Raw genomic sequence first — 26,423 nt, forward strand, 5'->3', positions numbered from 1 at the left:
CCCCCAGCCCTTGGCTCTTAACCTTGTGCGGTCCAGCCGCCACCCAGTGCACGGTACAGCTCGATCACCGCCGCATAGGCGCCGCTGCTGAGTTGGGTCAGCTGCAACTCGGCGTCAAACAATTGCCGCTGTGAATCCAGCACCTCGAAGTAACTCGATATGCCGTTGACATAGCGCAGGTCCACCAGGCGCAGCCGCTCCTGGCTGGCTTTGACGATGGTTTGCATGGCGGCTTGCTGTTCGCGCAGGCGCTGAAAGCGCACCAAAGCGTCTTCAACCTCGCGCAAAGCGCCTTGGGTGGTGCGGGCGTAATCTTCCAGCGCAATGCGTTGCTGCGCTTCGGCGGCCTGCAAATTGCTGCTCAGGCGCCCGCCGGTGAACAGCGGCAAGGTCACGGCGGGTGAGATGGTGTAGGCCTGGCGGTCGCCGTCGATCAACTGACTCAGCTGCGGGCTGACAAAGCCCAAAAAACCGGTCAGCGAAATGCTGGGCAAAAAGGCCTTGCGCGCGGCGTCCACATTGGACTGTGTCGCGGCCAGGCTCAGCTCGGCGGCGCGCACATCGGGGCGGCGCGTCAGCAAGTCGGACGGAATGCCGGCCGGCAAGGCCTGCGGCAACTCGTGCTGCTCCAAGGGCTTGTTGACACGCAAAGGGCCGGGGTTACGCCCGGCCAGTTGCGACAGCGCGTTCTCTTGCAGGCCCCGCTTTTGCTGCAACTGGGCATAAGCGGCCTGCGCCTGCGCCAGCGAGGTCTCGGCCTGGGTCACGTCGACCTTGGACACCACCCCGGCATTGAAGCGCAGCGTGACGATGCGCAGCGACTCGACGCGCGAGACGCGGGTGCGCTCGGCAATCAGCAGCGACTGGTCGTATTCCAGCAGGTTCAACCAGCCAGCGGCCACCTGCGACACCAGGCCGACCTCGACAAAATGCTGCAGCGCTTCACTGGCGCGCACATTGCTCAAGGCAGCATCCGACAGCGAGGCAATTCGGCCCCATAAATCGATTTCCCAAGCCGGCATGGCCAGCCCCAAGCGGTAGCTGCTAGATGTCAGGTTCTCGGTCGCACTCAGGCCGCTGGGGGCTTGTTGGCGGGTGGCAGAGGCGTCCGCGCCCAGCGTTGGCAAGCGTGCCGATTTTTGCAGGCCGTACTGCGCTTGCGCCAGCTCGACGCGCTGCGCGGCAATGCGCAGATCGCGGTTATTGCTCAGCGCCTCTTTGATCAAGGCTTCCAGCTCGGCGTCTTGAAACAGCGCGCCAAAAGGCCGCTCGGCCAAGCTGCCGGTGGGCGTGACAGGCCCCCTCCAGGCGGCGGGCATTTGTACCGGCTTCGGCTCAGAGCTGGCCGGGTCATGCGTCGGCGCCGCGCAAGCGCTGCACAGCAAGGCGGTGGCCACCGCGAGGCCATTCAAACGAGCGCGCTTCATGGCGTCACCTCCGGGGTGGTCGGTGTTTTTGTTGGTGTCTGCGTTTGGGTCAGTGGGTGAGTTTTGGGCTTGAACAAACTCATCATCGCCACATAGAACAGCGGCGTGAAGAACACGCCCACCAGCGTGGCGGCCAGCATGCCGCCCAAGATGCCGGTGCCGACCGAATGCTGCGTCGCCGCGCCCGCGCCCGAGGCCTTGACCAGCGGCAACACGCCCAGAATAAAGGCCAGCGAAGTCATCACGATGGGTCGCAGGCGTTGGCGGCCGGCCTCGATCGCCGCCTCCATCACCGACTTGCCGGCCTCATATTGCTGCTTGGCAAACTCGACAATCAAAATACCGTTCTTGCCCGCCAGGCCGACCAAGGTGATCAAGCTGACCTGGAAGAACACATCATTGGGCGAGCCGCGCAGCAGCAAGGCCAGCAGCGCGCCAAGAATGGCAATCGGCACAATCAAGAACACCGCAACAGGCAGCGACCAGCTCTCATACAGTGCGGCCAGGAACAAGAACACAAAGATCAGCGAGAGCGCAAAGATGCCGCTGGCCTGTGATCCCCCCAGGCGCTCCTGCAAGGACTGCCCCGACCATTCAAAAGTGACCCCGTCCGGCAAATGCGCGGCGGCGAGTTCTTCCATCGCGTCCAGCGCTTCGCCCGAGCTGCGCCCAGGTGCGGGCCCGCCGTTGATTTGAATCGAGGGGTAGCCGTTGTAACGGGTTAGCGCGATGGGAGCTGAACGCCACTCGGTACGCATCAGTGCCGCCAGCGGCACCAACTCCCCGGCCGTATTGCGCAGCTGAAAGCGCTCCAGCGCGGCCGGGTCCGAACGGTAAGCCTGCTCGGCCTGCATCTTGACCTTCAAATTGGTGCCAAAAGCGGTGAACTGGTTGATGAAGTTGGAGCCCATCAGGGTGCCCACCGTCGCGTACAGGTCCGGCACCGATACGCCCAATGACTTGGCCTTGTTGCGGTCCACGTCCAGGAACAAGGTCTGCACATCGGGGGCCGCCACACTGCGGGTGCCAATCAAGCGCTCATCTTTGGCGGCCGCGCCGACCAGGGCCATGGTGGCGGCGTTCAGCTTGGCGCGGTCGCCATCAAGCGAAATCAGGCGCATATCAAAGCCCGCCACATTGCCCATGCCCGAGATCGGCGGCTCGTTGAGCGCAAACACGCGCGCCTCGGTGATGGTGGAGAACTTCATGTTCAGGCGCTTGATCAGGCCGTTGACATGGGTCTCGGGTGTGTTGCGTTCGGCCCAAGGCTTCAGGGTGATGAAGACAAAGGCCTGGTTGGCATAGCGATAGAAAATCGAGAAACCCAGGATGGCGGTGGCGTCCTTGACCGAGTCTTCGCTCGCCAGAATCTTCTCGGCCTTGATCAAGGCTTCGCGGGTGCGCTCGGGTGAGGCGCCGGCCGGCAGGTCAACCGCCACATAGATGGAACCCTTGTCCTCCTCGGGCACAAAGCCGCCGGGGATGGCGCCGAACAAGAACACCACGCCGGCGATCATGCCGCCGTAAAGCCCCCAGGCCAACAGCTTGCGGGCCAAGAGCAGCTTCACGCCGGCCACATAGCCGCCGGTGACGCGCTCGAAAAAGCGGTCAAACATCTGGATCGGCTTGAGCTTGGTCATGCCCGGCTTGAGGATCAATGCGCACAGCGCCGGCGTGAGCGTCAGCGCCGTGATGGCCGAGAGCAGGGTGGCGAATGTGATGGTGATGGCGAACTGTTTGTAAAGCGTGCCGGTGACGCCGCCCAAAAACGCAATCGGCACAAACACCGCGCAGATCACCGCCGTCACGCCGACGATGGCGCCGCCTATGCCTTGCATGGCCTTGATGGCGGCGCTGGTGGCGTCCAGATGCTCGTCATGCATGATCTTTTCGACCGCCTCGACCACGACGATGGCGTCGTCCACCACGATGCCGATCGCCAGCACCAGGCCGAACAGCGTCAACATATTGATCGAGAAGCCGGCCAGCAGCAGGCCGGCCATGGTGCCGACGATGGAGACCGGAATCGCCAGCAGCGGAATGATGGTGGCGCGCATGCTGCCCAAGAACAGATAGACCACCACCAAGACCAGGATAAAGGCCTCGATAAAGGTGTGCACGACCAACTCGACCGAGGCGGTCACAAACTTCGTCGTGTCGTAGCTGATCGACCATTTGATTTCGCGCGGGAAGGACGCGGTCAGCTGATCCATCTTGACGCGCAGCGCCTTGGACAGCTCCAGCGCATTGCCGCCCGGCCGCAAGTAGACGCCGATGGCGACCGCCGGTTTGCCGTTCAGGCGCGACTCGAACAGATAGTCATCCGCTCCCAGCTCCACCCGGGCGATATCACGCACGCGCACCACCGAGCCATCGGCCTGGGCACGGATGACGATGTTCTTGAACTGCTCGACATCGGTCAGCCCGCCGGCGGTCTGCACCGGGAAGGTCAGGGTCTGGCCGTTGTCGGCTGGCGACTGGCCGATCTCGCCGACGGCGAAGTTCTGGTTCTGCTCGCGCACCGCATTGCCCACATCCGCTGAGGTAAGCCGGTACTTGGAGAGCCGATCCGGGTCCAGCCACAAACGCATCGCATAGGGCGCTGCGAACAGCGTCACATCACCGGCGCCGGGCAGGCGTTTGAGCTCGTTGATGACCTGGCTATTGGCCAGATTGGCGATATAGGTGCGGTCAAAGCGCGGGTCATCCGACTGCATCACGATCACTTGCAGGATCTGCGGATTGGTTTTGTCCACCCGCAGGCCGTTGCGCAAGACCTCTTGCGGCAGCAGCGATTCGACCCGCTTGGCGCGGTTGTTCACCTCCACCGCCGCCAGGTCCAGATCGGTGCCGGGCTGGAAGAAGATTTGCAGCTGCATCGAGCCGCTGGCCGAGCTGGTGCTCTGCATATAGAGCAGGCCATCGATGCCGTTCATCTCGCGCTCCAGCGGCGCTGCGACGGTGGTTTCCAGCGTTTCGGGGCTGGCGCCGGGATAGACGGCGGTGATCTGCACCTGCGGCGGCGCAACGTTAGGGTATTGCTCCACCGCGAGCTGGGTGCTGGCCAGAATGCCGATCAGCATGAACAGCAAGGCGATGACGGTCGCCATGACCGGACGCTTGACAAAAAATCCCATGATCAGGCCCCCGGTTTAGCGTGCGGCGGCGGAAGCTGCCGCGGGGGCCGCGGGGGCCGTGGGGGCCGTGGGGGCCGAGGAGGCAGCGGGGGCCGCACCTGGCGCAGCACCGGGCACCCAAGGCGTGGGCCTGACCACGGCACCTTGCTGCAGGCGCTGCAGGCCTTCGACGACGACGGTTTCGCCGGCACCCAGGCCCTTCTCGATGATCCAGTCATTTTTCAGCCATTCGCCCACCACCAGATCGCGGCGCTCAACCTTGTTCTCGGGCCCGACCACCCAGGCCACATGGCCGGTCGGTGTCTTGGTGACGGCTTTTTGCGGAATCAGGATGGTGTTGGGCCGCTCGCCCGAGGTGTAGACCACGCGCACATACATGCCGGGCAAGAGCTTTTGATTCGGGTTGGGCATGACCACGCGCAGCGTGATGGTGCCGGTGCTGGGGCTGACCTGCGACTCCGAAAAATCGAGCTTGCCGCTGCGTTCGAACTCGCTGCCGTCGGGCAAGAAGATGCGCGCCTGGGCGCTGCCGGAGCCGGTCTTGACCCGGCCGCTGCTCAACTCGCGGCGCAGGATCAGCGCGTCGCGGTCGGCGACGTTGAAGTTGACATAGACCTGGTCAAGCCGGTCCACCGTCGTCAAATGGGTGGACTCGCCACGCCCGACCAGGCGGCCTTCGGGCACCAGCGCCGCGCCGATCTTGCCCGATTCGGTCGCCATGACCTTGGTGTAGCCGAGATTGGTCTGAGCGCGCTCGACGTTAGCGCTGGAGACTGCGAGCTGCGCCTCGGTTTGCTTGACCGCCGTGACCGCATCTTCATAGTCTTGTTGGCTGATCGCGTTCTCTTTGACCAGCGGCGCCAAGCGCTTTTCCTTGGAGCGAGCGCTGGCCAGATTGGCGGCTGAGCGGGCCTGATCGGCCAAGGCATCGTTCAGCGCGATGCGGTAGGGCGTGGGGTCAATCGTGTAGAGCAGCTGGCCCTTCTTGACCTCGCTGCCTTCGACAAAATGGCGCTGCTCCAGAATGCCCTCGACGCGCGCACGCACCTCGACTGAGCGAAACGCGGCCACCCGGCCCACATACTCGTTGACGACCGGCACCGTTTCGGCCCTGGAGGCGACGACCCGCACCTCGGCCGGTGGCGCTTTGGCCGGCGCAGCTGCGGGCTTCTTTTGGCAGCCACTCAAGCCTGCTGCCAAGAACGTGGCCAAGATCATGGGGGCCACAACAAACTTGCTCAAGCCGAAATGTTTTCGCATGGGTCTGACGCTTTCTTGCTCTGCCCGCGCCAATCCTGAACGGCGCGCGCGCAGCTGAGTTTTCCAGGGTGATCGCACTATACCGGCCCACGGGCGTGGCGCTGAGTGTCTGGCTCGTTAGCTAAACTGATGAGGCGAGCTCGCCACAAAAGGAACTGCATCATGGAACAACGCATCTTCGGCTTTGCGCTGCTGGCCCTGGCCGGCAACTTGGCCTGCGCGGCTAGCGAAGTGGCGCCGGGAGCGGCCCTGGCCAGCCCGGAGGTTCAAATTGTCAGCGGCCATGCCAGCTATTTGGAGCGCATGGCGCTGCCGCCAACGGCGCTGCTGACGGTCCGGATAGAAGATGTTTCGCGCGCCGACGCTGCCGCCAAGTTGGTGGCCGAACTGAGTCGACCAGTGGGTCGAGACCAAGTCCCGCTGGCCTTTGAGCTGACGGTGCCCAAGGTGCAGATCGAGCCTGGGCACCGCTATGCGCTGCGCGCCACCATCCATCTGGAGGGCCAGTTGCGCTTTACCACCACGCAGCATTACCCGGTTTTGACCGACGGTACAGCGGGGCCGCTGGCAGTCAGACTGCATGCGGTCAATCCGCAATCTACCGCGCCCTCCGCAGGAGCGTCAGCGCCGACGCCATCACAGCATGCGCAGCAGATTCTGCGCAACTTCGGCCTGAGCCTGCCACAGACCTTCACGGGCGTCTTGCCTTGTGCGGATTGCGCAGGCATTGCGCACACGCTGACTTTGTTGCCCGATGGCCTGTATCAGCTGCGGCTGAGCTATCTTGGCAAACCCGGCGCGCCGTTTGTGGAACAGGGCCAATGGAGCATCAGCCAAGCCGCTGCGGGCACCGGCCCTTACCAGTTGAAATTGCTCAATGCAGCCCAAGAAGCAAACTACTTCCTGCTTCAGCCGCCCAAGCTGGACCGCGAGATCGAAGCCAGTTTGCGCCAATTGGACCGTCAAGCCAGGCCATTCAAATCGAGCGCCAATCTTTGGCTGCGGCCCACGGCAACAGTGGACCCGGTCGACGCGCTTTGAGTCGGCATCGACTCGTCTGTTTACATTTCACTGCAAAGAAGGAGCCACAAAATGAGTTTTTTCCCTCCCATAAGACCGCTGAGCCTGGCAGCCGCCACCCTGGTGCTGGCGCAGATGCTGGCACTCGGCGGCTGCGCCAGCGGCCCCGAAGTGCGGGTCAGTCAAGACAAGACGGTTGATTTTGCTCAGTTCAAGACCTTTGCTTTTGCCGACCCCCTGGGCACCGACCGGGGCGGCTATCAAAGCATCGTCAGTCAGCACCTGAAGGCGGCCACACAGCTTGAAATGGAGGCACGGGGCCTGCATTTGGTGAGCACCCAGCCGCAACTGCTGATCAATTTCAACGCCTCGTTGAACGAGAAGATGCGCGTCAGCAGCGCCGTGCCGCCGCCGCCCATCTCGGGCTATTACGGCTACCGTGTCGGCATGTATTCGGCTTGGCCCATGTATGCCGACCAGACGCGCGTCAGCAGCTATACCGAAGGCACGCTCAACATCGACTTGATCGATGCGGCGCGCAAGCAGCTGATTTGGGAAGGCGTGGTGACAGACAGCGTCACACAAAAAGACCTCGATCAGCTGCAGGCCAGCATCAATTCGGCCGTCAAGGCCGCCTTTGCCAAATTCCCGCTGGCTGCGCCGGCGCCCGCCAAGGCGCCTTAAATTCCTGGAGTTTCGGTGGCCGGCTGCAGATCAAACTGCAGTGCGGCAAGCCGGGCGTAAAGCCCGCCACGCGCCGTCAGCTCGGCATGCGTGCCGATGTCGACAATGCGGCCATGTTCCATCACAACGATGCGGTCGGCGCGTTGCACCGTCGCCAGGCGGTGCGCAATCACCAGGGTGGTGCGGTCTTGCATCGCCGCTTCAAGCGCGGCCTGCACCATGCGCTCGCTTTCGGCGTCGAGTGCGCTGGTCGCTTCATCCAGCAACAAGAGCGGCGGGTTTTTCAGCATGGCGCGCGCAATGCTGATGCGTTGGCGCTGGCCGCCCGACAGGCGCACGCCGCGCTCACCCAAAAAGGTCGCATAGCCCTCAGGTAGGCGGCGAATGAAATCATCGGCAAAAGCAGCTTCGGCGGCTTTGATGACCTCGGCGTCAGAGGCGCCAGGGCGTCCATAACGGATGTTTTCCATGGCGCTGGTGGAGAAGATCACGCTGTCTTGCGGCACCAGTCCGATGCCTGCGCGCAGCGTCGCCAAGCTCAGCTGATTTGTCGCCACATCGTTCAAGCGAATGTTGCCGCTCTGGGCGTCGTAAAAGCGCAGGAGCAGTTGAAAAACGGTGCTCTTGCCTGCGCCGCTGGGGCCGACCAGGGCGATGGTTTCGCCGGGCCTAATGCTGAGCGAAAAGTCCTGCAAGGCGGCTTGGTTTGGACGGGAAGGGTAGTTGAAGTTCACATGTTCCAAGCGCAGCGCGCTGCCGCCCGGCATGGCCGGCAGGGCCTGCGGGCTGGCCGGCTCCGCCACTGGCGAGCGGCTGGCCAGCAGCTCCATCAAACGCTCGGTGGCGCCGGCCGCGCGCAGCACGTCGCCGTAGACCTCGGCCAGCACCGCCACGCTGCTGACCAGCAAGATCACATAGACAATGGTCTGGCCCAGATGGCCGGCGGAGATCTTGCCCGCCAGGACGGCCTGCGTGCCCTGGTACAAGCCCCACAACAGCGCGGCAAAATTGGCGGTGATGATGAAGGCCACCAGGCCGGAGCGCACCAAGGCGCGTTTGCGGGCGGTATCAAAAGCGTTCTCGCTGGCCAAGTCAAAGCGCTTTGATTCCGCACCTTCTTGCGTGTAGCTTTGCACCACGGCGACTGCATTCAGGACCTCCGCCGCGATCGCGCTGGTGTCGGCTACGCGGTCTTGCGCTGAGCGGCTGAGCTTGCGCACCCGGCGGCCAAAATAGATCGCCGGCAGCAGCACAAAAATCAAGATCCCCAGCACCTGTGTCATCACCAGCGGATTGGTGGCGATCAGCATGCCCATGGCGCCCAGACCCATCACCAGGCTGCGCAAGCCCATCGAGAAGCTCGATCCGACGACAGTTTGCACCACCGTGGTATCGGTGGTGATGCGGCTCAGGACTTCACCGGTCTGGGTGGTTTCAAAAAACTCAGGGCTTTGTTTCAAGACATGGCCGTAGACGGCATTGCGCAGATCGGACGTGACCCGCTCGCCTAACCAGGTCACGCTGTAAAAGCGCGCGGCCGAAAACACACCGAGTGCGGTGCCGACCGCGAACAAGGCCAGAAAATGCTCCCGCATCGCCATCAAGCGGTCACCATTGGCGGCTGCCGAGCCCATGCCTTGGTCCACCAGGCCGCGCAGCGCCAGCGGGAAGGCCAATGTGGCCATGGCGGCCAGCACCAAAAAGGCCAAGGCGGCCAGGATGCGGCCCCGGTAGGGCTGCAAAAAAGGCAGCAGCCCGCTGAGCGAGCGCGGGTTGCCGGTCTGGCCGGCAGGAATTGCTTGGTTTTTTGACATGGGTCGCAGTGTATGCGGCCCATAGCTTGGTCACTTAGAGGTTGCTGGCGAACAGGCGTCGTACAAACAGATCTTTGAAACTCTTGGCATCGGCCAAGCCCAGGCGCTCTAGATAGGCCGGCGGCACCGGCTTGTCCGAGCGCAGGCTCTGCACAATCATGCCGACCAGTTCAAGCGGATGGCGGCCGGCATGCTTGAGCTTTTTAAGCGCTCGCACAATGATCAACTCGTCCTCGGTCAAATCGGTGCCGAAGGGGAAGTCGGGCAGCACACCGTTATTGCGCCAGGGGCGCAAATGTTCGCGCAGCATCTCGGGGCTGTTGTGCTGCGCCCAGGCCGGGATTTCGTAGTCTGCTTCGAGCTTGCCATGGGCAATCGCCTCATGCAGCAAGGCCGATTGGAATCTTGAGTCGGCAATCGACAGCAGGCGTTTCACGCATTCGGCGTCGGTACAGCCGCGCAGGTCGGCGACGCCATATTCGGTGATCACGATGTCGCGCAAATGGCGCGGTATGGTGCAGTTGGCATAGCTCCAGACGATATTGCTGGCCAAGCCGTCTGCGTTGTCGTGGGTTGAACGCAGCATCAACACGCCGCGCGCATCGGGCAAGGCATGGCCCATCGCGACGAAGTTGTACTGACCACCGACGCCGGACACCATCTGGCCAGATTCCAGGCCATCGGAGGAGGCCGCACCGAGCAGCGTCACCTTCATCGTCGTGTTCATCAACCTGGCTTTGACGCGCTGCGCCCGCTTGAGCGCCTCGCTGCCCTGGGCATCGCCGTAGAGTTCGTTGATGAAACCGATGCGGGTCATGTCTATCAGTGCCAGCTGTTCCTCGGGCAGATCGCGCAGACGCTGATAAAAGTCGCGCGGCCCCAGGAAGAAGCCGCCATGCATGATGGTGGCACTGCGCCAACGAGATCCGATCAAATGTTGCGCTATGGCGGTCAGGGCGCTTTCGTCTTGCAAATCGTTGCGAATGGCTTGCTCGCCCAGCAGCAGCTGACCCGCGCGACAACTGACGCCGGCTTTGAAGATGCCGTGCTGGCACAGATAGGCCACATCAGCCTCACGCAGCACGGCGTCAATGCGCCCGCGCTGCAACAAGTCTTGCACAACCTGCAGGCTTGGCGCGGCAGGCAGCCGGCCTTGCAAGGCGAGTTCTTGCAGATCGAGATCGTTGAAAACGCGGCGCCGGATCAGGCCGGCATCGATCAAACGCATGAAGCCGTTGACGAACATCTCCGAGCAGCCATACAGGCCTTGCTCAAACTTGCCCAGCTCTCGCCCCTGCAGCCCGCCGTGACAAAGCGGATTGAGGATGCTGGCGAAATGCTCGGTTTGCTGGTCGCGCACGATCAAGGCCTGGGCGATCGCGTCGCCCAGCGAGCCGATGCCGATCTGCAAGGTGCCGCCGTCTTGCACCAGGCTGGCGGCATGCAGGCCGATGGCGTAATCGGCCCAGGTGATGGCGGCGTTGGGCGGCGCGAATATCTGGTGCTTGCAGCCGGGGCCGTCCAAGACCAAGTCAAAAAGCTCGGGGGAAGCCACCGCACTGCCGGGCATAAACGGCAGCTCTGCATTGATCATCGCCACTGCCAGCAGTGGCCGGCCCTGCGCTTGCATGCGCTCGATCAAATCAAAAGTGAGGTCAGGGTTGCAGGACAGCGACAACTCGGTCTTGCCCTCGCTGTCCAGACGGCTGGCAACTGCTTGCGCAATCACATTGACGCCATGCGACATCATGTCGCGCACCGCGAAGCTGTAGTTGGTGCAGACAAAGCCTTGCTGCGCGCCATCATTGCCGAGATAGTCGCCGGTCTTCATGAAGAATTCATGGACCTCGATATTGGGCGCTAGGGTCCCGGCCCGCAAGGCTTTCGCGTAGTCGAGATCCGGGTAGTCGCCAAACACCCGCTCCACCAATGGCTCCAGAAAATGCGCCTCGAGCGAAGACTTACCCTGCGGTTTTTCCAGCGACAAGGCGGTAAACAGCTTGAGCCTGCGCTGCGGGCTGGCTGCGATGCGTCGATATAGCGCGTTAACCAAGGGGTTGGGTTTGCCCAGGCCCAGCGGTATGGCCATCACGATGTCGCCCTGCACGCGCTGCAGGATCTGTTCGACGGTGGCGGCGATGTCGGTCAGCCACAGGCTGGACTGCTTGGTGCTTGCGTTCATTTTTGTCTCCACGCCACGCGGTCATTGCCGCGCGCTTGTTCGGTCTATTGTTGCTAGTCTGCTGCAGCTCAGGGCCAGTACATTTGATTTGTGACAAGATTGTTGCGCTTGGCGCCAGTTGCGCATCTCGCTCTTCCGAGGGGAGGGTTTTCCCTCGCTGTGGCACTGTGTTGAAATGCAGTGCGCACACTTGCATCACTAATCGCACATGTTTAAAGAGTTGGAGCCTCCGGCGTGGTTACCCGAATTAAGTTTATCGATTCAACGCTTGGGGCCGCGCTATGCCTTGCTGCTGCTCGCGACTGCGGCCATTTTGCTGTCGGTGGCCCTGTCGCAGCTTCTGATTTCCTTACTCGGTTACGGTGACCGCTTGGCGGCGGCGATATGTGCCGCTGCTTGCGCGCTGGTGCTGACAAGCCTGCTCGGGACGGTCTTGCTGCGCGTATTGGCGCAGTTGGAACAATCGACGCTGCAGTTGAAACGCTATTCAAGCACCGATATGTTGACAGGGACTGTCAATCGGCGCGCTTTTCTCAATTTGATCGAGCGCGAGTGGGCCTTGGCAAGGCGCTATGAAACCACCTGCGCGATGGTGATGATTGACCTCGATCATTTCAAGCGCATCAATGAAAATTTCGGCCATCGCTGCGGTGATATGTTGCTGCGGCAAATCGCCGAGGCCAGTAGCGAGACCCTGCGTCAGGGCGATGTCTTGGCCCGTTTTGGCGGTGAAGAATTTGGGCTCTTCTTGCCCCACACCGATCCGCTGGGTGCGCTGGACGTGGCGGAACGGATTCGCGAGCGGGTCGAGCAGCTTGATTTCTGCTGGAATGGGCACTGCATTCCGGTCAGTGTCAGCTTGGGCGTTGCAGCCTTGCAGGCCGATCACATCTGCCTGGATCAGTTCGTCAATGCGGCCGAAGACGCGCTGCAGCAGGCCAAGGAGGACGGCCGCAACTGCGTGCGCGTTGGCGACGGCTTGATGCCGGGCAGGGCGGCTGAGTTCAGGACTTGAACTTCATGCTATCCCGGCGATTGCAGCAGTTTCATGCCGCCCGCATAGCCTGTTAGTTCCAGATAGCCCAGGCCGGTACGCTGGCCGTCAGCGCTCAGTAATTCAGCTGCGCCTTCCCAGTAGCGCATGCCGGTGCTGGCGCGTGCATCGATTTCTTGAGCGTCGAGCAAGCTGCGCAGTGTGAGCCGGCCCAGTGGCGTGTCGATCTGCCATTCGACCGGGTAGTTGGCACCGCTGGCCGGGCTGCGCCATAAGCGCTGTGGCCTCATGCTGATCTGTGCGGGCGCAAAGTCCAGGGTGGCGCCACCGGGCTTGCGCCAGCTGCCGCCGGCCCAGAGCTGCGAGCCGTCGGCCCGACGCAGCCTGAAAACCGTCAGCGCGCCGCCATCCAGCAGATTGATGCCGGCCCAGTCCCAACCGACCGCTTGTTCGGCCGCGCTCCGGGATCCGAGCAAGTTGTCGCTCCACTCGTGATCGAGCCAGGAGCGGCCTTTGAGCTGGAAGGTTTTGCCGGCGAGTTGCAGCCGGCCCTCGGTCTGCAACTGCACCTGGCTGTAGTAATGGCTGAACTGTGCGGGGTCCGGGCCTTTGCGGGACAAGCCTTGCTGGCCCTGTAGCAACGGCGCTTGGGCGCTTTGCAAGCGCAGCTCGAGCGCGAAGCCTGCGCTCTTGCTTGCAAAGCCGGCCCGGTAGCCCGCTGCCTCTCGGCGTAAAAACCAGTCGCGCAGATGCACATTGCAATCCGCCTCGCTGGCCTCGGCGATGCCAAAGCCGGCGCGCGCCAGGCGCTGGTCGTGATGCAGTTGGGCCCCTTTCAGATCGGTGACGGCTGCATGAGCCAGCAACAACTGTCGGGCGGCAAAACGACTTGGATGATCTTGCGGCGCTGGGCCGCGCAGGCGGAAAAAGGTCAGTTGATAGCCAAAGCGGGGTTGGCCTTGCTGTCGCTGCGCTACGTCGTTCAGCACGCCGGTCAGGTACCACCATTCCAGCGCTTGCGCCGGATGAGCGCCAAAGTCGCGCGGGAATTGCAGGCCTTTGCTATTGCCCTGGGCCCAAGCCAGACTAGGTAGGGCCGCCAGCCCCGCGCTCAGCAACAAGCCTCGCCGGTGAATCTGCTTGATCATCACCAGTCCTCCTTGACCGCTTGCACGACATCGGCGCCGGTCGCTCGCCAAGCTGCCAGCAGCGATGCCGCCAAGCCAGCGGCAAACACGGCGCCCAGCAAGGAAAACAAGCGCGGCCAAGGCAGGCTCATGTCCATGCTCCAGTGAAAACTCTGCGGGTTGACAACCCAGACCAGCACCGCGCTCAGGGCCAAACCCAGGCCCAAACCAGCCAAGGCGCCGACGCCGCTGAGCAGGGCCGCTTCAAGAGCCAAAAGGCGCAAAACATCGGCCCGGCTCAGGCCCAGATGCAAGAGCAGGCCGAACTCGCGCCGACGCGCCAAGACTTGCGCCGATTGGCTGGCGGCGATGCCGAACAGGCCGATACCAAGAGCCACCGCTTGCAACCAATGGGTGACCGCAAAGCTGCGATCAAAAATCGTCAGCGACATCTGCTTCAACTCACCGACTGCGGCGAACTCCAAGTCGTCCGTCGAGCCTGACTGCAAGGCCTTGAGCGTCTGGGTGGCCTGCGCCGAAGTGGCGCCTGGCTTGAGCCAGATATAGAGCTCGGTCAGCTGTGTATCGCCGCTCCAGCGCCGGTAGTCGCTCAAGGGCAACATCAGCGCGCCGCTCTGGCGCGCGTAGTCACGCCAGATGCCGCGTACATATACGGCCAGCGGCGCGCCGCCGGGTTTCAAGCGCAGGCTCAAGGCCTGGCCGGGGCGCAGCTGCAGCTGGTCGCGCAGATGCTCGTTGATGTAGACGGGCAGGGCCTGTTGCGATGAAGCAATGGGCTCGGCCAGTGGTCCAGCCAGTGGTTCAGCCAGTGGTTCAGCAAGAGGCAGCTGATTCTCTTCAAGCTCGCGCGCCATCAAGTCGATCGCTTCGGCCTGGCCGTCTATCCAAACGCTGCTGCTGCGCTGGCCCGTGACCTTGTCGGCCAAGCCGCTGGCGCGCACCGCGTCGGCAAAGCCGGGCGGCAAAGGCGCTCCTTGCCATGCTTGCAGGCGCAGGCTCGAGCGTACATACAGGTCGGCCGGCAGCATCTGCGCCAACCAGTGATTCAATGAGTCTCGGAAACTGCCCACCATCACCAGCATTGCCACCGACAGGCTCAGCGCCACCAAGACGCCGGCCAAGGCCCGGCTGGCTTCACCGGCCTGGTCGCGTGCACGCTCGCGCACCAGCGAAATGATCGCCGAGCCACGCATCGCGCGCGGCAGGCAAGCCAACAGCCCAAGCGCCAAACGCAGCAAGTCCGGCACGCAGGCGATGCCGCCCAGCAGCAAAAAAAACATCGCCGCATATGCCGCAAGCGGCACATCGGGCCACGCAGGCAGCGGCGGCACAAAAGCCAAGGCCAGGCCGATCAAGAGCAGGGCGGGCGCCAGCCAGCGCGGAGCCTCCGGCTCCAGCTCATTGCCCAGGCCGCGCAAGACCAAGGCCACCGGCATGCGCCGCACACTCCAGGCGGGCAGGGCGCTGGCCAGCAGGCTGATCAGCACACCCAGCGCGCTGAAGATGGCCGCCGCGCTCAGCTGGGCGGCGCTCAGCGCCAGACCAAAACCTTTGCCCGCCGATTTGCCGACGGCAAATCCAAGGTCCGCGCCCAAGACCTGCTGGCCGACGCTGGCCAAGGCATAGCCCAGCAGCAAACCGGCCGCGCTGCCCAGCAGACCCAGGGCCAGGCCTTCGCTCAGTATCAGCGCGGCGCGCTCCTTGGCGCTCATGCCCAGCACGCCCAGCAGTGCCAGTTGCGGCAGGCGCTGCGCGACCGACAAAGACATCACCGCAAAGACCAAAAAGCTGCCGGTGAACAAGGCCATCAGCGACAAGACACCCAGATTGACCCGGTAGGCCCGCGTCATCGCACTCAGGCGCGAGCCTTCGTCGGGCGGCGGGGAAGCGCTGAGGCCCTGCGGTAAAGCGTTATTTGCCAGCCATGCTTGCGCGCTTTGGCCTGTTTCCAGGCGCAGGTCGATGCGGTCCAGCTCGCCCAAGCGGCCGAGCAACATTTGAGCGCCGGCGATGTCCAGCACCACCAGCGGGGAGCCGGTGGCAGCAATCGGCGGGCCGATCGCAAAGTCAAAGCTGCGAGCCTGGCCTGTGCCCTGCGCGGCCCGCAAGCTCAGGCGCTTGCTCTTGCCATCCATCTTGGCATCCAAACGCGCCATCGCGGCCGGGTTGAGGAAGACGGTGGCCGGGTCCAGCAGGTTGGTGATGGACCTCAAGTCGGCGGGCATCAATTCGGGATTGATGGGGCCAGACTGCAGGAAGTCGAGCCCGATCACGCGCAGGTTAAAACGCTTGCCGTCGGCGCCGACCGCCTGTGCCTGGCCCTCCAGCACCGGCGCCGCCTGCGCCAAGCCGGGCAGCGCGGCGACCTCACCGTAGACGCCCTCGGCCAGCGCGCCTTGGGCGCCGCGCAGCACCAGATCGGCTTGCCCATTCAGACTGGCCGCCGCCTTGGAAAACTCACTCAGCGCGCTGCTATTGAGCAGATGCACCGCAAAGGCCAGCGCCACGCCCAGCATGATGGACAGCAGGGCCAGGATTTGACGGCCGGCCTGATGGCGCAGGGCGGGCCAGGACAGCTGTGCCAGCCAGGACCAGCTCAAGCGAGGACCTGTTTGTCGGTAAAGGGATGCCCGGTGCGAGGATGCTCGGCAATTCGATGTTCGGCAATGCCTTGCTCGCTCAGCTGCACGCAGCGATCGGCGCGTGCCGCCGCGCGCTCCGAATGCGTGACCAGCAAGCAGGCCGAGCCCTGGGCATGGACCTGCTCCAAGAGCAAATCCAAAACGGCGGACGCATTGCGTGCGTCGAGATTGCCGGTCGGTTCATCCGCCAAGACCAGGGCAGGGCGGTGCACCAAGGCGCGCGCAATCGCCACGCGTTGCAACTGACCGCCGGAGAGCTGCCTGGGCATGCGCGCAGCCAGATCGCCCAGGCCCACCGCGACCAGCATCTCTTGCACGCGCTGCGGGTCGGGCCGCTTCAAGAGCAGCAAAGGCAGGCCGACATTGGCCGCCACCGTCAGATGCGGCAACACATGAAAGGCTTGGAACACGAAGCCCAGATGCTGGCGCCGCAGCAGCGCTCGCTGGCCTTCGTTTAAAGCAGCCATATCGGCACCGGCCAGGCGCACCGAGCCGGCGCTGGGCTCGTCCAGCCCGGCCAGACAATTCAAGAGCGTGGACTTGCCCGAACCGGACTCACCCAGCAGTGCCACCAATTCACCGGCCTGCAGGCATAAATCGATGCCACTGAAGACCGGCGTGCTGCCATAGCTTTTGGCCAGGCCGCGCGCCTCAAGTACCGACATGATTACTCGCGAGCAATCGTTGCAGGCAAGCCAGCAAATGCAGCTTGGCTTGCGGGTCATCGCAGGCGATCACATGGCGCTGCGGGCTGGCCCGCAACCAGGTCAGCTGGCGCTTGGCCAATTGGCGGGTGGCAATGGTGCCACGCTCGGCCAGGTCTTTGAAGTCATTCGTTTCGAGCGCTTCCCAGGCCTGGCGGTAGCCGACGCAGCGCATGGAGGGCAGCTCGGCGTGCAGATCGCCGCGCGCGCGCAGGGCCCGCACCTCGTCGAGCAGGCCAAGTTTGAGCATCTGGTCGAAGCGTTGCGCCAGCCGTTGATGCAGCCAGGCCCGGTTGCCTGGTTCGAGCGAAATCATCGGCCAACCGACCGCGCCGCTGCGCTGTTCGTGCAACTCGCTCATAGGCCGGCCGGCCAGTTGGCAGACCTCGAGCGCGCGTTGAATGCGTTGCGAATCATTGGGGGCGAGGCGCGCGGCAGTGACGGGGTCAAGTCTTGCCAGCTCGGCATGCATGGCCGGCCAACCGAGCAAGGCCGCGCGTGCATCCAGCTCGGTGCGTAAGCCAGCGTCGGCCAGCGGCATCGCGCTCAGCCCGCTGTGCAAGGCATTGAAATACAGCATGGTGCCGCCGACCAACAAGGGCAGGCGCCCGCGCGTCAGCACCTCAGCAGCAATCCGCTTGGCTGCAGTGACGAATTGACCGGCCGAATAAGCATCCAGCGGGTCGATCAGGTCGATCAAATGGTGCGGCACCGCCGCCTGCTCGGCCGCGCTGGGTTTGGCCGTGCCGATGTCCATGCCGCGGTAGACCAGGGCCGAATCGACGCTGATGATCTCCACCGGCAAGACCTGCGCGATCTCCAGCGCAAACGCCGTCTTGCCGGTGCCCGTCGGCCCGGCCAGGCAGATCGGCCCACTAAATGGGGTCAGGTTCATTTGATTTGGCCCCATCCTGCTCCCCATCTGCCTGATCGCGCCATCAATCAAATCGCTCCCAAGGTGTCAAGAATCGCCATTGACCGACCGGCAAATTGCCCAGGGTGATGCGGCCGATGCGCACACGCTTGAGGCCCACAACTTTCAGGCCAACCTGCTCGCACATGCGGCGAATCTGGCGCTTGCGACCCTCGCGCAAGACAAAGCGCAGCTGGTCCTCATTGGCCCAGCTGACCTTGGCCGGCTTCAGCTGAACGCCGTCCAATTCCAGGCCATGGTTCAGCAGCGCCATATCGGCGGCAGGGAAGCTGCCGTCGGCGCTCTTGACGCCGTCGCGGCCGTGGTACTCGACCCGCACCAGATATTCCTTCTCGATCTTGGAGTCTTCGCCGATCAAGAGCTTGGCGATGCGGCCGTCTTGCGTCAGCACCAGCAAGCCGGTCGAATCGATGTCGAGCCGCCCGGCCGGTGCCAAGCCACGGCTGTGGCCGAGGTGGTACTTGATGCCGGAGGTATCCTCAGTCCAATGGGTGTCGGACTTGATCAGCGTGGACGCGTTCTCATAGCCGTCTTCGGCCTGACCCGAGACCCAGCCAATCGGCTTGTGCAAGAGGATGGTGACGCGCTTGGCCTGCTCTTTGTTGGCGAGTTGATCGACCTCGATCTTCACACCCGGCAACACGCGCTGACCCAGCACGGCCATCTTGCCGTCGACCCGCACCCAGCCGGCCGCGATCCACTCGTCCGCTTCACGGCGCGAGGCCATGCCCAGCACACCCATATGCTTGGACAGTCGCACGCCTTCGTCGCGAGAGTCCACATAATCTTCATCTTCGTCGTCATCACCGAGCTGACGGCTCAGCTGAGCGGCCGCAGCGCGCAGATGCTCAGGCAGCTGCTTGGCGGCCGCCTGCGAATACTTTGAAGACTGCGCAGGGCCACGTGGCGAAGTGGGCCTGGGGCCACTGGCGCGGCGCTGATCCTGGCGGGTGAAATTGCTTTGACTCGGCTCTTCGCGCTGCTGTTGATTGAAACCGCCTTGGCCCCCTTGTTCGCCTTGCCCACGATAGCCGCCCTGGCCACGGTCTTCATAGCGCGGACGCTGCTGGTATTGCTGCTGCTCGCGTGGATCTTGTAGGTAAGAGCCTTGCTCGCGCGGCGCGTTGTAGCCACCGCCACTGCCACCGCCGCCCTGGAATTGCTGACGTGGGCGCTGCTCGTTAAACCCTTGTTGATCCTGGCGCGGCCGGTCGTATTGCGGACGCCGGTCGTCGAAACGAGGTGCTTGCTCGCGAGCATCCCTCATCGGGGGACGCTCGTTCGGGCGCTGGCCTTGGTAGCCTACCGGGCGCCGATCTTCATAACGCGGCCCTTCATCGCGTGGGCCGCGCGAATCACGCGAGTCGCGTGAGTCATATTCATGCGGACGCCCGTAGCCCGCTTGCGGGCGACGCTCCTCGTAACGCGGGCCTTCGTCACGCCGTGGGCCCGCGTCTCGACGCGGGCCGCCTTGATGTCCGCCTTGGTAGCCACCTTCACGCGCACCTTGATGTGCACCCTGATGCGCGCCAGGGCCGCCGCGGCCGCCGCGCTGATCGGGCCCGCCGTGGCGGGGTCCGCCTGCAGGCCGCGCACGCTCGTCGCGCTGCCCGGCAAATTGACCCGCAGAAGCCGGCCGCTCCTTGTTGAAGCCGCCTTGGCGCTGCTCATATTGCGCTTGCCGCTCTTGCCGCTCGGCTTGCGCGCGCTCCAGGCTTTGGCGTGGGCGCGAGACGCCCTTGCCGCGCACCGGAGGGCGACGTTCGCCGTCAGGTCGACTGGAACCACTTGGGCCAGGTTTTTTCTTGTTATTCAGTTTCAAAGTGGCCATAAAGGGCTCCATCACAAAAAGCAGTCGCTGAATACGTCATGCAACAAGCATGAGCATCAGCGCCCGCGCAAAAACAAGGCATCGAGTTCGCGCATGGTCAATTGCCGCCATGTCGGCCGGCCATGATTGCACTGATCGGCACGTTCGGTGCGTTCCATATCGCGCAAGAGGCCATTCATTTCTTCCAGCGTCAGCTGGCGGTTGGCGCGCACCGCGCCGTGGCAGGCCATGGTGGCCAGAATCTCATGTTGGGCGCGCTCGATCGCGTGGCTGGCATCGAACTGCGCCAATTCGGCCAGCACGCTGCGCACCAGCTCCACCACGTCGCCCCCGGCCAGCGCCGCCGGCCGCGCTCGCACCGCCAAGACCTTGGCCGACAGCGGCGCCACGTCCATGCCGAGCCGCTCCAGCGTCCCCGCATGCGCCTCGGCGGCCGCAATCTCTTGCGCCGTCGCGGCAAAGGTGATCGGGATCAGCAGCGGCTGCGACTCGATCGCCGCAGCGCCCAGGCTGGCCTTGAGGCGCTCGTAAACCACCCGCTCATGGGCGGCATGCATATCGACAATGATCAGCCCTTGCGCGTTCTCGGCCAGCACGTAGACGCCCTGGATCTGCGCGACGGCGCGGCCCAGCGGCCAGTCATGCTGGGGCAAGGCTTGCTGCATAGCAGAGGCGGGGTCATGTCTTGCCTGCGGCTTGAACTCAGCTTGGCCGTAGAGCGTGGCCACTTCGGCCAGCCCCAGCGAAGCCTGCGCGCCCTGACCAATCGGCGGGCGCCAGCTATTGGCTGAGGGCGGGTTGGCGTAGCCTGCGGCCGGCTCTTGGGCTTGTGCGGAGGACGTTTGCGCAAACCAGGCCGGCGGATTGCCGGGTGAGGGGCGATAACCGGGCACGCTGGCCGCCGCGGCAATTGCCTGCTGCGCTTGCTCGCTCGGGCTGGCTTGGCCGGCATCGGCTGTTTCACCCGCCGCTGAACGAGACAGCGCTAACGCATCCTGCACCGCATAGCGCACCTGCTGGTGGATCTCGCGGCCGTCGCGAAAGCGCACTTCGATCTTGGTCGGGTGCACATTGACGTCGACCCGGTCCGGTGCAATCTCGATGAAGAGCACATAGCTGGGCTGGCGGTGGCCGTGCAACACGTCTTCATAGGCCGAGCGGATGCCATGCGCAATCAGCTTGTCGCGCACAAAGCGGCCGTTGACGTAGACATATTGCATGTCGGCGCGGCTGCGCGCCGCCTCGGGCAGGCCGGCGCGGCCATAGACGCGCAGCGGGCCGCGCTCCGAGAAAACTGCGCGGCTGGCGGTGATGAACTCTGCCCCCAAGACATCGCTCAAGCGCTGTTCCGACGAAGCAATTCGCCACTGCTCGACCAGCTTGCCCTCATGCCAGACGGTGAAGCCAACATCGGGCCGGGCCAGCGCATGGCGGCGCACCGCCTCCATGCAGTGCGCCAACTCGGTCGCGTCGGTTTTCAAGAATTTTCGCCGCGCCGGGGTGCTGAAAAACAGCTCGCGCACCTCGATGCTGGTGCCGCGCGAACGCGCTGCGGGTGCCAACTCGCCCGAGCGGGCATCGAGCCGATGCGCGTGGGCGGCACCCTCGCAGCGGCTCAAGAGCGCCATCTCGGCCACCGAGGAAATGGCGGCCAGAGCTTCGCCGCGAAAGCCCATGGTCGCGACCGACTCCAGATCATCGAGCGAGCGGATCTTGCTGGTGGCATGGCGTTTGAGCGCCAGCGGCAGCTCGTCCACCGGGATGCCCAGGCCGTCATCCTCGATCACGATGGCGCGCACGCCGCCGGCCATCAGCTTGATCTGGATCTGCGTGGCGCCGGCGTCGAGCGCGTTGTCAACCAACTCGCGCACGACAGACGCAGGCCGCTCCACCACCTCGCCGGCGGCGATTTGGCTGATCAGTTCATCGGGGAGTTCGCGAATGCTGCGCCGGGTGGGCGCGGCCGCTGTGTGCAGGGCTTCGGGCACAGGCTGGGCGGGGAGGGACAAATCCATGCCGAATTTTACCTTGGTCAGGCTTGCTCCCTGGTTCCGTGCCGCAAAGTCAGCCAAGTGGTGTCCGCGCTCAAGCTGCAGGGGATCGCGCCGATAGCACAGGGATGGCCGTCGTTGCACCTTTCGGCGCAGCTGGCTTGGCGCACCATGAAGGCAAGCCAGCATGCGCGCAGACTTGAGGTCTGCGCCGTTCAGCAAATGGAAGTCTCTGCAAGGCGAGCGATGACAAATCGGGTCGAAGTGAATCAATCAGCCAGTTTGAATCGATCATGCCCTGTCTCAGTCTGTCGTCCATTGAACCAGGCTTGAGCCTGCGAGCGCGCGTCGCCATGGAGTCAGTTGCATGAATTCCCCCGATTTCAATGACTTCAATTCAAGCCAGCAAGGGCGGGATGAGCTGCTCCTGGCGATCAACCTGCACTCAATCGTCTCTGTGGCCGATGCGGCCGGCCGCATCATCTCGGCCAACGAGCTGTTTTGCCGCATCAGTGGCTACAGGCTTGAGGAACTGCTGGGTCAAGACCATCGCATCGTCAATTCCGGCCATCAGCCGCCGGGTTTTTGGGCCGGGGTGTGGCAGCAGATATCTGCCGGCAAAGCCTGGCGCGGTGAAATCTGCAACCGCAGCAAAAACGGCGCTCTGTACTGGGTCGATACCTTGATCTCGCCGGTCATCGGGCCAGACGGCAAGGTGCACCGATACATTTCCATTCGCACCGATGTGACGGCGGCCGCAATGGCTGCGCGTGAGCTTGGGCGCGAGCGGCTGGCCTTGAGGAACATCATCGAAGGCACGCATGCTGGCACTTGGGAGTGGAATGTCGAGACCGGCGAGACCAAGTTCAACCAGCGCTGGGCCGCCATCGTGGGCTACACGCTGGAGGAGCTGGGGCCGACCACGATCGAAACATGGAGCAGCTTCAACCACTCCGATGACATCACGCGCTCTGCCGTCTTGCTGGGCAAACACTTCGACGACGAAACACCGGCCTACGAGTTTGAAGGGCGCATGCGCCACAAAAATGGCAGCTGGATTTGGGCACAGTCGCGTGGCAAGCTGTTCAGCCGCAGCGAGGACGGCCGGCCGCGCTGGATGGCCGGCACCTTGATCGACATCACCGGCCGCAAATTGGCCGAAGCCGAGCTGCATGACAGCCGGGCTTTTCTGGACCGCACGGCCAGAATCAGCGGCATGGGCGGTTGGGCATTTGATATGCGCCGCCACGAGGTTCAATGGTCAGATCAGACTTGTTTGATTCACGAAGTGGAGCCTGGTTACCGACCCAGCTATGCCGACAGCCAGCGGCCGTTCTCGCCTGAGTCACGCGCGCTGATGGCGGCCGCACTTCAAGCGGGAATGGCGACAGGTGCCGGGTTCGATCTCGAGCTGCCTTTCACCACCTTCAAGGGGCGCGCCACGTGGGTGCGCGCGGTGGGCGAGGTCGAATTCGATGACCATGGGCCTTGTCGCATGGTCGGCACCTTGCAAGACATCAGCGTGCGGCGCCGGATCGATGCCGAATTGACCCGCAGTACCGAGTTGCTGAGGGGCTCGATCGAAGCCTTGGATGGCTCTTTTGTCCTGTTCGACCCGGACGACAAGATGGTGCTGTGCAATCAGAGTTTTGTGCAACTGTTTGACTATGCGCCCGGTTTGATCGTGCCCGGGGTGAGCTTCGAGACCATGATGCGGGTGGGGGCGAACAGCGGCAAGTTCCCGGATGCCATTGGCCGGGTTGAGGAATGGGTGGCCGAGCGTGTCGCTCTGCATCGCACCGGCAATAGCAGCCTGGTGCAGCGCCTGGCCGATGGGCGCAGTGTGCGCAATGTGGAGCGCCGCATGGCCGACGGCCATATCGTCGGCCTGCGCCTGGACGTGACCGAGTTGGTGGCAGCCACCGAGGCCGCCCAAGAGGCCTCGCAATACAAAAGCAATTTCGTCGCCAATATGAGCCACGAGATTCGCACGCCGATGAACGCCATTCTGGGCATGTTGACGCTGTTGCGGCGCACCGAGCTGACACCCCGGCAGGCCGATTACGCGGCCAAGACCGAAGGTGCGGCACGTTCGCTCTTGGGGCTGCTGAATGAGATCCTGGACTTCTCCAAGGTCGAGGCCGGCAAGATGAGCCTGGATGTGCAGGCCTTCAGCCTGGAGCAATTGCTGGCCGATTTGGCGGTGATTTTGTCCGCCAATCTGGGTGACAAGCCGGTCGAGTTGCTGTTCGACATCGACAGCGAACTGCCGGATCAATTGCTCGGCGACGCTATGCGCTTGCAGCAGGTGCTGATCAATCTCTGCGGCAATGCAATCAAGTTCACAGCCGCCGGCGAAGTCGTGCTGGCGGCGACGCTGCTGTCTCGCGACAGCGAATCGGTGACGTTGGATATTGCGGTCAAGGATTCCGGCATTGGCATCGCGCCGGAGAACCACGCGCGCATCTTCAGCGGCTTTTCGCAGGCCGAAGCTTCCACTTCTCGCCGCTTTGGCGGCACCGGCCTGGGCGTGGCCATCAGCCAGCGCTTGGTTGCGTTGATGGGCAGCGAGTTGCGACTGCAAAGCAGCTTGGGGCAGGGCAGTTGCTTTTCCTTCACCTTGAAGCTGCCGTTGGCGCCGGCTTCGCAAGATTCATTTCCAGCACCAGCACCAGCACTAGCACCAGGACCAGGACCAGCAGGTCAGCAAGCCCGCTCTAGTCAGCCCATCTTGGTCATCGAAGAGAACGTCGGTGCTCGCTCGGTGCTGGCGCGGATGCTGGTGGGCATGCAGTGGGCGCACATCGTGGCGGCAAATTTAGAGCAGGGCTTGACGATTTTGGCCGAGTTGCAGGGGGCCGGCCACGCCTGCCGCGCGGTCTTGTTGGACTGGCGCAGCGGTGCGGCGGCCAGCGAGCAAGCTGGCTGGAGCGCCCTGCAGCGATTGCGAGAAGCCCAGTCGCAACAGCAGCCCTTATTGATTGCCGCCTTGGTGACGGCGCTGGACCAGGAATTGATGTCCAAGCACAGCGAGCGCGAGCAGGCCAGTATTGACCTGGTGCTGCTCAAACCGCTGACCGCAGCTACCTTGCGGCGTGCATTGCTGGCGCAAGAGCTCAGGCTGGCGAATATGGGGAATATGGCGCAAATGGCACCGCGCCTGCCCTCGCAAAATACCCGGCCCCCGGTGACGGCGGAGCAGCAAGCCTTGGCGGGCATGCGGCTGCTGGTTGTTGATGACAATTTGAACAACCAGCAATTGGCCAAGGAATTGCTGGAAGCTGCCGGTGCGCGGGTCGATTTGGCCGGCGATGGTCAGCAGGCGGTGGACAAGCTGCGCGCCGATCCGCAGGCCTACCGGGCCGTGCTGATGGATATGTTGATGCCGGTGATGGACGGCGTGACGGCCTGTTTGATCATTCGCAGCGATTTGGGCCTGCTTGATTTGCCGATTGTGGCGATGACGGCCAATGCCTTGGCCTCGGATCGGCGCGACTGCCTGGCTGCCGGCATGAACGAGCACATTGCCAAGCCCTTTGAGGTCGACAAACTCGTGGCCATGCTCTTGCAGCTGGATGCGGCCAGACGCGCCCAGCAAGCGGGCCGCGTGCTTGCGCCGCAGCCGCCGGCCCAGGGCAAGGCTGGCGCCGCCGCGCCGCTCACGCCTTGCCCGGAAAGTAAGCCCATTGTGTCTACCCAGCTCGCGCAACCGGCCCCGACGGCTGAACGCGTGTTTCCGACCTTGGCCGTGCCGGCCGAATTGCGCGCCTTGGCCGCAGCCCAGGGCTTTGATGTGCAAAGCGCCATGGACCGAATGATGGGCAAGGTCGGGCTGTTCCAGCGCATGGCCGCCTCGCTGGCCGCCAGCGCCCGACAGTTGCCCGAGCAACTGCTCACCTGGCTGCAGGCTGAAGACTATGCGGCGGCCACCATTGCCGTGCACAGCTTCAAGGGCTTGGTGGCCACGCTGGGCGGCGATGCGCTGGCCAAGCTGGCTGCGGCTGGCGAGGCACAGCTCAAACAAAACCTTGCGCCCGATGCCGCTTGGCTGACCGAGTTCGCCACCCAAAGTGCCGCAGGTGCTGTCGCCTTGGAGGCCTTGGCGGCGGCACTGAACGGCTTGAAGGCGGGCGCGCCGGTGGCGCAAGCAAGTGCGGCAGCTACCGTGACCGCTGCTGTTGCCGCTGTTGCTGCGGCGCCCATTGCCGCGCCGGCTGCGGCCGGGCGGCGCTTGGCCGGCATGCGCCTGCTGCTGGTCGAAGATAACCTCAACAATCAACAGATTGCGCTGGAGTTGCTGCAAGACGAGGGCGCGCATGTGCAGGTCGCCAATGATGGGCAGGAAGCGCTTGAAAAGTTGGCGGCGGGCCGCGACTCTTTTGATCTCGTCCTGATGGACCTGCAAATGCCGGTGATGGACGGCTTCACGGCCACCCGCCATATTCGCGCCGACCTTGGACTGACGGCGCTGCCCATCATTGCTTTGACCGCCAATGCCTTGGACAGTGACCGCGCCGCTTGCTTGGCCGGGGGCATGAGCGAACACATGGGCAAGCCTTTCGACATCAACCAATTGGTGGCGCTGCTGCTGAAGTTGCAGCATCAGCGCCACCCTGGATGAGGTCTGCCGGTGAGTCGTCAAATGGCTACCGCAT

General features: G+C 63.7%; 15 protein-coding genes. 4 read left to right on the forward strand and 11 right to left on the reverse strand.

Annotated features, from left to right (window positions below; translation table 11 throughout):
- Positions 1-17: 17 nt before the first annotated feature.
- The 3 genes from LNV09_RS17000 to LNV09_RS17010 are packed head-to-tail and all read right to left on the reverse strand — an operon-like array spanning position 18 to position 5,824.
- The gene (locus LNV09_RS17000; protein ID WP_263558263.1) at positions 18-1,427 is read right to left on the reverse strand and encodes an efflux transporter outer membrane subunit; all 1,410 of its coding nucleotides are present in this window, start codon (positions 1,425-1,427) and stop codon (positions 18-20) included.
- Positions 1,424-4,564: a multidrug efflux RND transporter permease subunit gene (locus tag LNV09_RS17005; protein WP_263558264.1), complete on the reverse strand. Its 3,141-nt coding sequence runs from the start codon at positions 4,562-4,564 to the stop codon at positions 1,424-1,426. Before LNV09_RS17005 ends, LNV09_RS17000 begins: the two co-directional genes overlap by 4 nt.
- Positions 4,565-4,579: 15 nt before the next feature.
- Positions 4,580-5,824 (reverse strand): efflux RND transporter periplasmic adaptor subunit, encoded by a 1,245-nt coding sequence (locus LNV09_RS17010; protein ID WP_263558265.1) that lies wholly within the window; start codon positions 5,822-5,824, stop codon positions 4,580-4,582.
- 162 nt (positions 5,825-5,986) lie between these two features.
- Between LNV09_RS17010 and LNV09_RS17015 the strand changes: the two genes are divergently transcribed.
- Positions 5,987-6,865, forward strand: a complete 879-nt coding sequence (locus tag LNV09_RS17015; protein ID WP_263558266.1) for a YbaY family lipoprotein — start codon at positions 5,987-5,989, stop codon at positions 6,863-6,865.
- Between the two features lie 51 nt (positions 6,866-6,916).
- Positions 6,917-7,528 carry a DUF4136 domain-containing protein gene (locus LNV09_RS17020; RefSeq protein WP_263558267.1) on the forward strand — a complete coding sequence of 204 codons (612 nt, stop codon included), beginning with the start codon at positions 6,917-6,919 and terminating at the stop codon, positions 7,526-7,528.
- On the opposite strand, the gene LNV09_RS17025 is transcribed toward LNV09_RS17020, so the two are convergent.
- Positions 7,525-9,342, reverse strand: a complete 1,818-nt coding sequence (locus LNV09_RS17025; protein ID WP_263558268.1) for an ABC transporter transmembrane domain-containing protein — start codon at positions 9,340-9,342, stop codon at positions 7,525-7,527. The genes LNV09_RS17020 and LNV09_RS17025 overlap by 4 nt on opposite strands.
- A gap of 34 nt (positions 9,343-9,376) precedes the next feature.
- On the reverse strand, positions 9,377-11,524 hold the full coding sequence (locus tag LNV09_RS17030) for an acetyl-CoA hydrolase/transferase C-terminal domain-containing protein (RefSeq protein ID WP_263558269.1): 2,148 nt from the start codon (positions 11,522-11,524) through the stop codon (positions 9,377-9,379).
- Positions 11,525-11,732: 208 nt separating this feature from the next.
- On the opposite strand from LNV09_RS17030, the gene LNV09_RS17035 reads away from it, so the two are divergent.
- Positions 11,733-12,539, forward strand: coding sequence for a GGDEF domain-containing protein (locus LNV09_RS17035; protein WP_263558270.1), 807 nt, complete (start codon positions 11,733-11,735; stop codon positions 12,537-12,539).
- Between the two features lie 8 nt (positions 12,540-12,547).
- Here LNV09_RS17035 and LNV09_RS17040 read toward each other — a convergent pair whose 3' ends face one another.
- Genes LNV09_RS17040 through mutL form a run of 6 tightly spaced genes read right to left on the reverse strand, consistent with a single transcriptional unit; the run spans position 12,548 to position 21,792 of the window.
- Positions 12,548-13,666: a lipocalin-like domain-containing protein gene (locus tag LNV09_RS17040; RefSeq protein ID WP_263558271.1), complete on the reverse strand. Its 1,119-nt coding sequence runs from the start codon at positions 13,664-13,666 to the stop codon at positions 12,548-12,550.
- Complete coding sequence (locus tag LNV09_RS17045) at positions 13,666-16,266, reverse strand: FtsX-like permease family protein (protein WP_263558272.1); 2,601 nt, start codon at positions 16,264-16,266, stop codon at positions 13,666-13,668. The genes LNV09_RS17040 and LNV09_RS17045 overlap by 1 nt, the downstream gene beginning before the upstream one ends.
- The gene (locus LNV09_RS17050; protein ID WP_263558273.1) at positions 16,263-16,973 is read right to left on the reverse strand and encodes an ABC transporter ATP-binding protein; all 711 of its coding nucleotides are present in this window, start codon (positions 16,971-16,973) and stop codon (positions 16,263-16,265) included. Before LNV09_RS17050 ends, LNV09_RS17045 begins: the two co-directional genes overlap by 4 nt.
- Positions 16,960-17,907: a tRNA (adenosine(37)-N6)-dimethylallyltransferase MiaA gene (miaA, locus tag LNV09_RS17055; RefSeq protein ID WP_263558274.1), complete on the reverse strand. Its 948-nt coding sequence runs from the start codon at positions 17,905-17,907 to the stop codon at positions 16,960-16,962. The genes LNV09_RS17050 and miaA overlap by 14 nt, the downstream gene beginning before the upstream one ends.
- Before the next feature lie 43 nt (positions 17,908-17,950).
- Positions 17,951-19,777, reverse strand: a complete 1,827-nt coding sequence (locus tag LNV09_RS17060) for a pseudouridine synthase (protein WP_263558275.1) — start codon at positions 19,775-19,777, stop codon at positions 17,951-17,953.
- A 56-nt stretch (positions 19,778-19,833) separates the two neighbouring features.
- On the reverse strand, positions 19,834-21,792 hold the full coding sequence (gene mutL, locus LNV09_RS17065) for a DNA mismatch repair endonuclease MutL (RefSeq protein WP_263558276.1): 1,959 nt from the start codon (positions 21,790-21,792) through the stop codon (positions 19,834-19,836).
- Between the two features lie 343 nt (positions 21,793-22,135).
- Between mutL and LNV09_RS17070 the strand changes: the two genes are divergently transcribed.
- Entirely contained in the window at positions 22,136-26,389 is a 4,254-nt protein-coding gene (locus LNV09_RS17070) for a response regulator (RefSeq protein WP_263558277.1), read from the forward strand.
- Positions 26,390-26,423: the final 34 nt, after the last annotated feature.

This window comes from Paucibacter sp. B2R-40, from assembly GCF_025717555.1.
Lineage (GTDB): Bacteria > Pseudomonadota > Gammaproteobacteria > Burkholderiales > Burkholderiaceae_C > Paucibacter_A.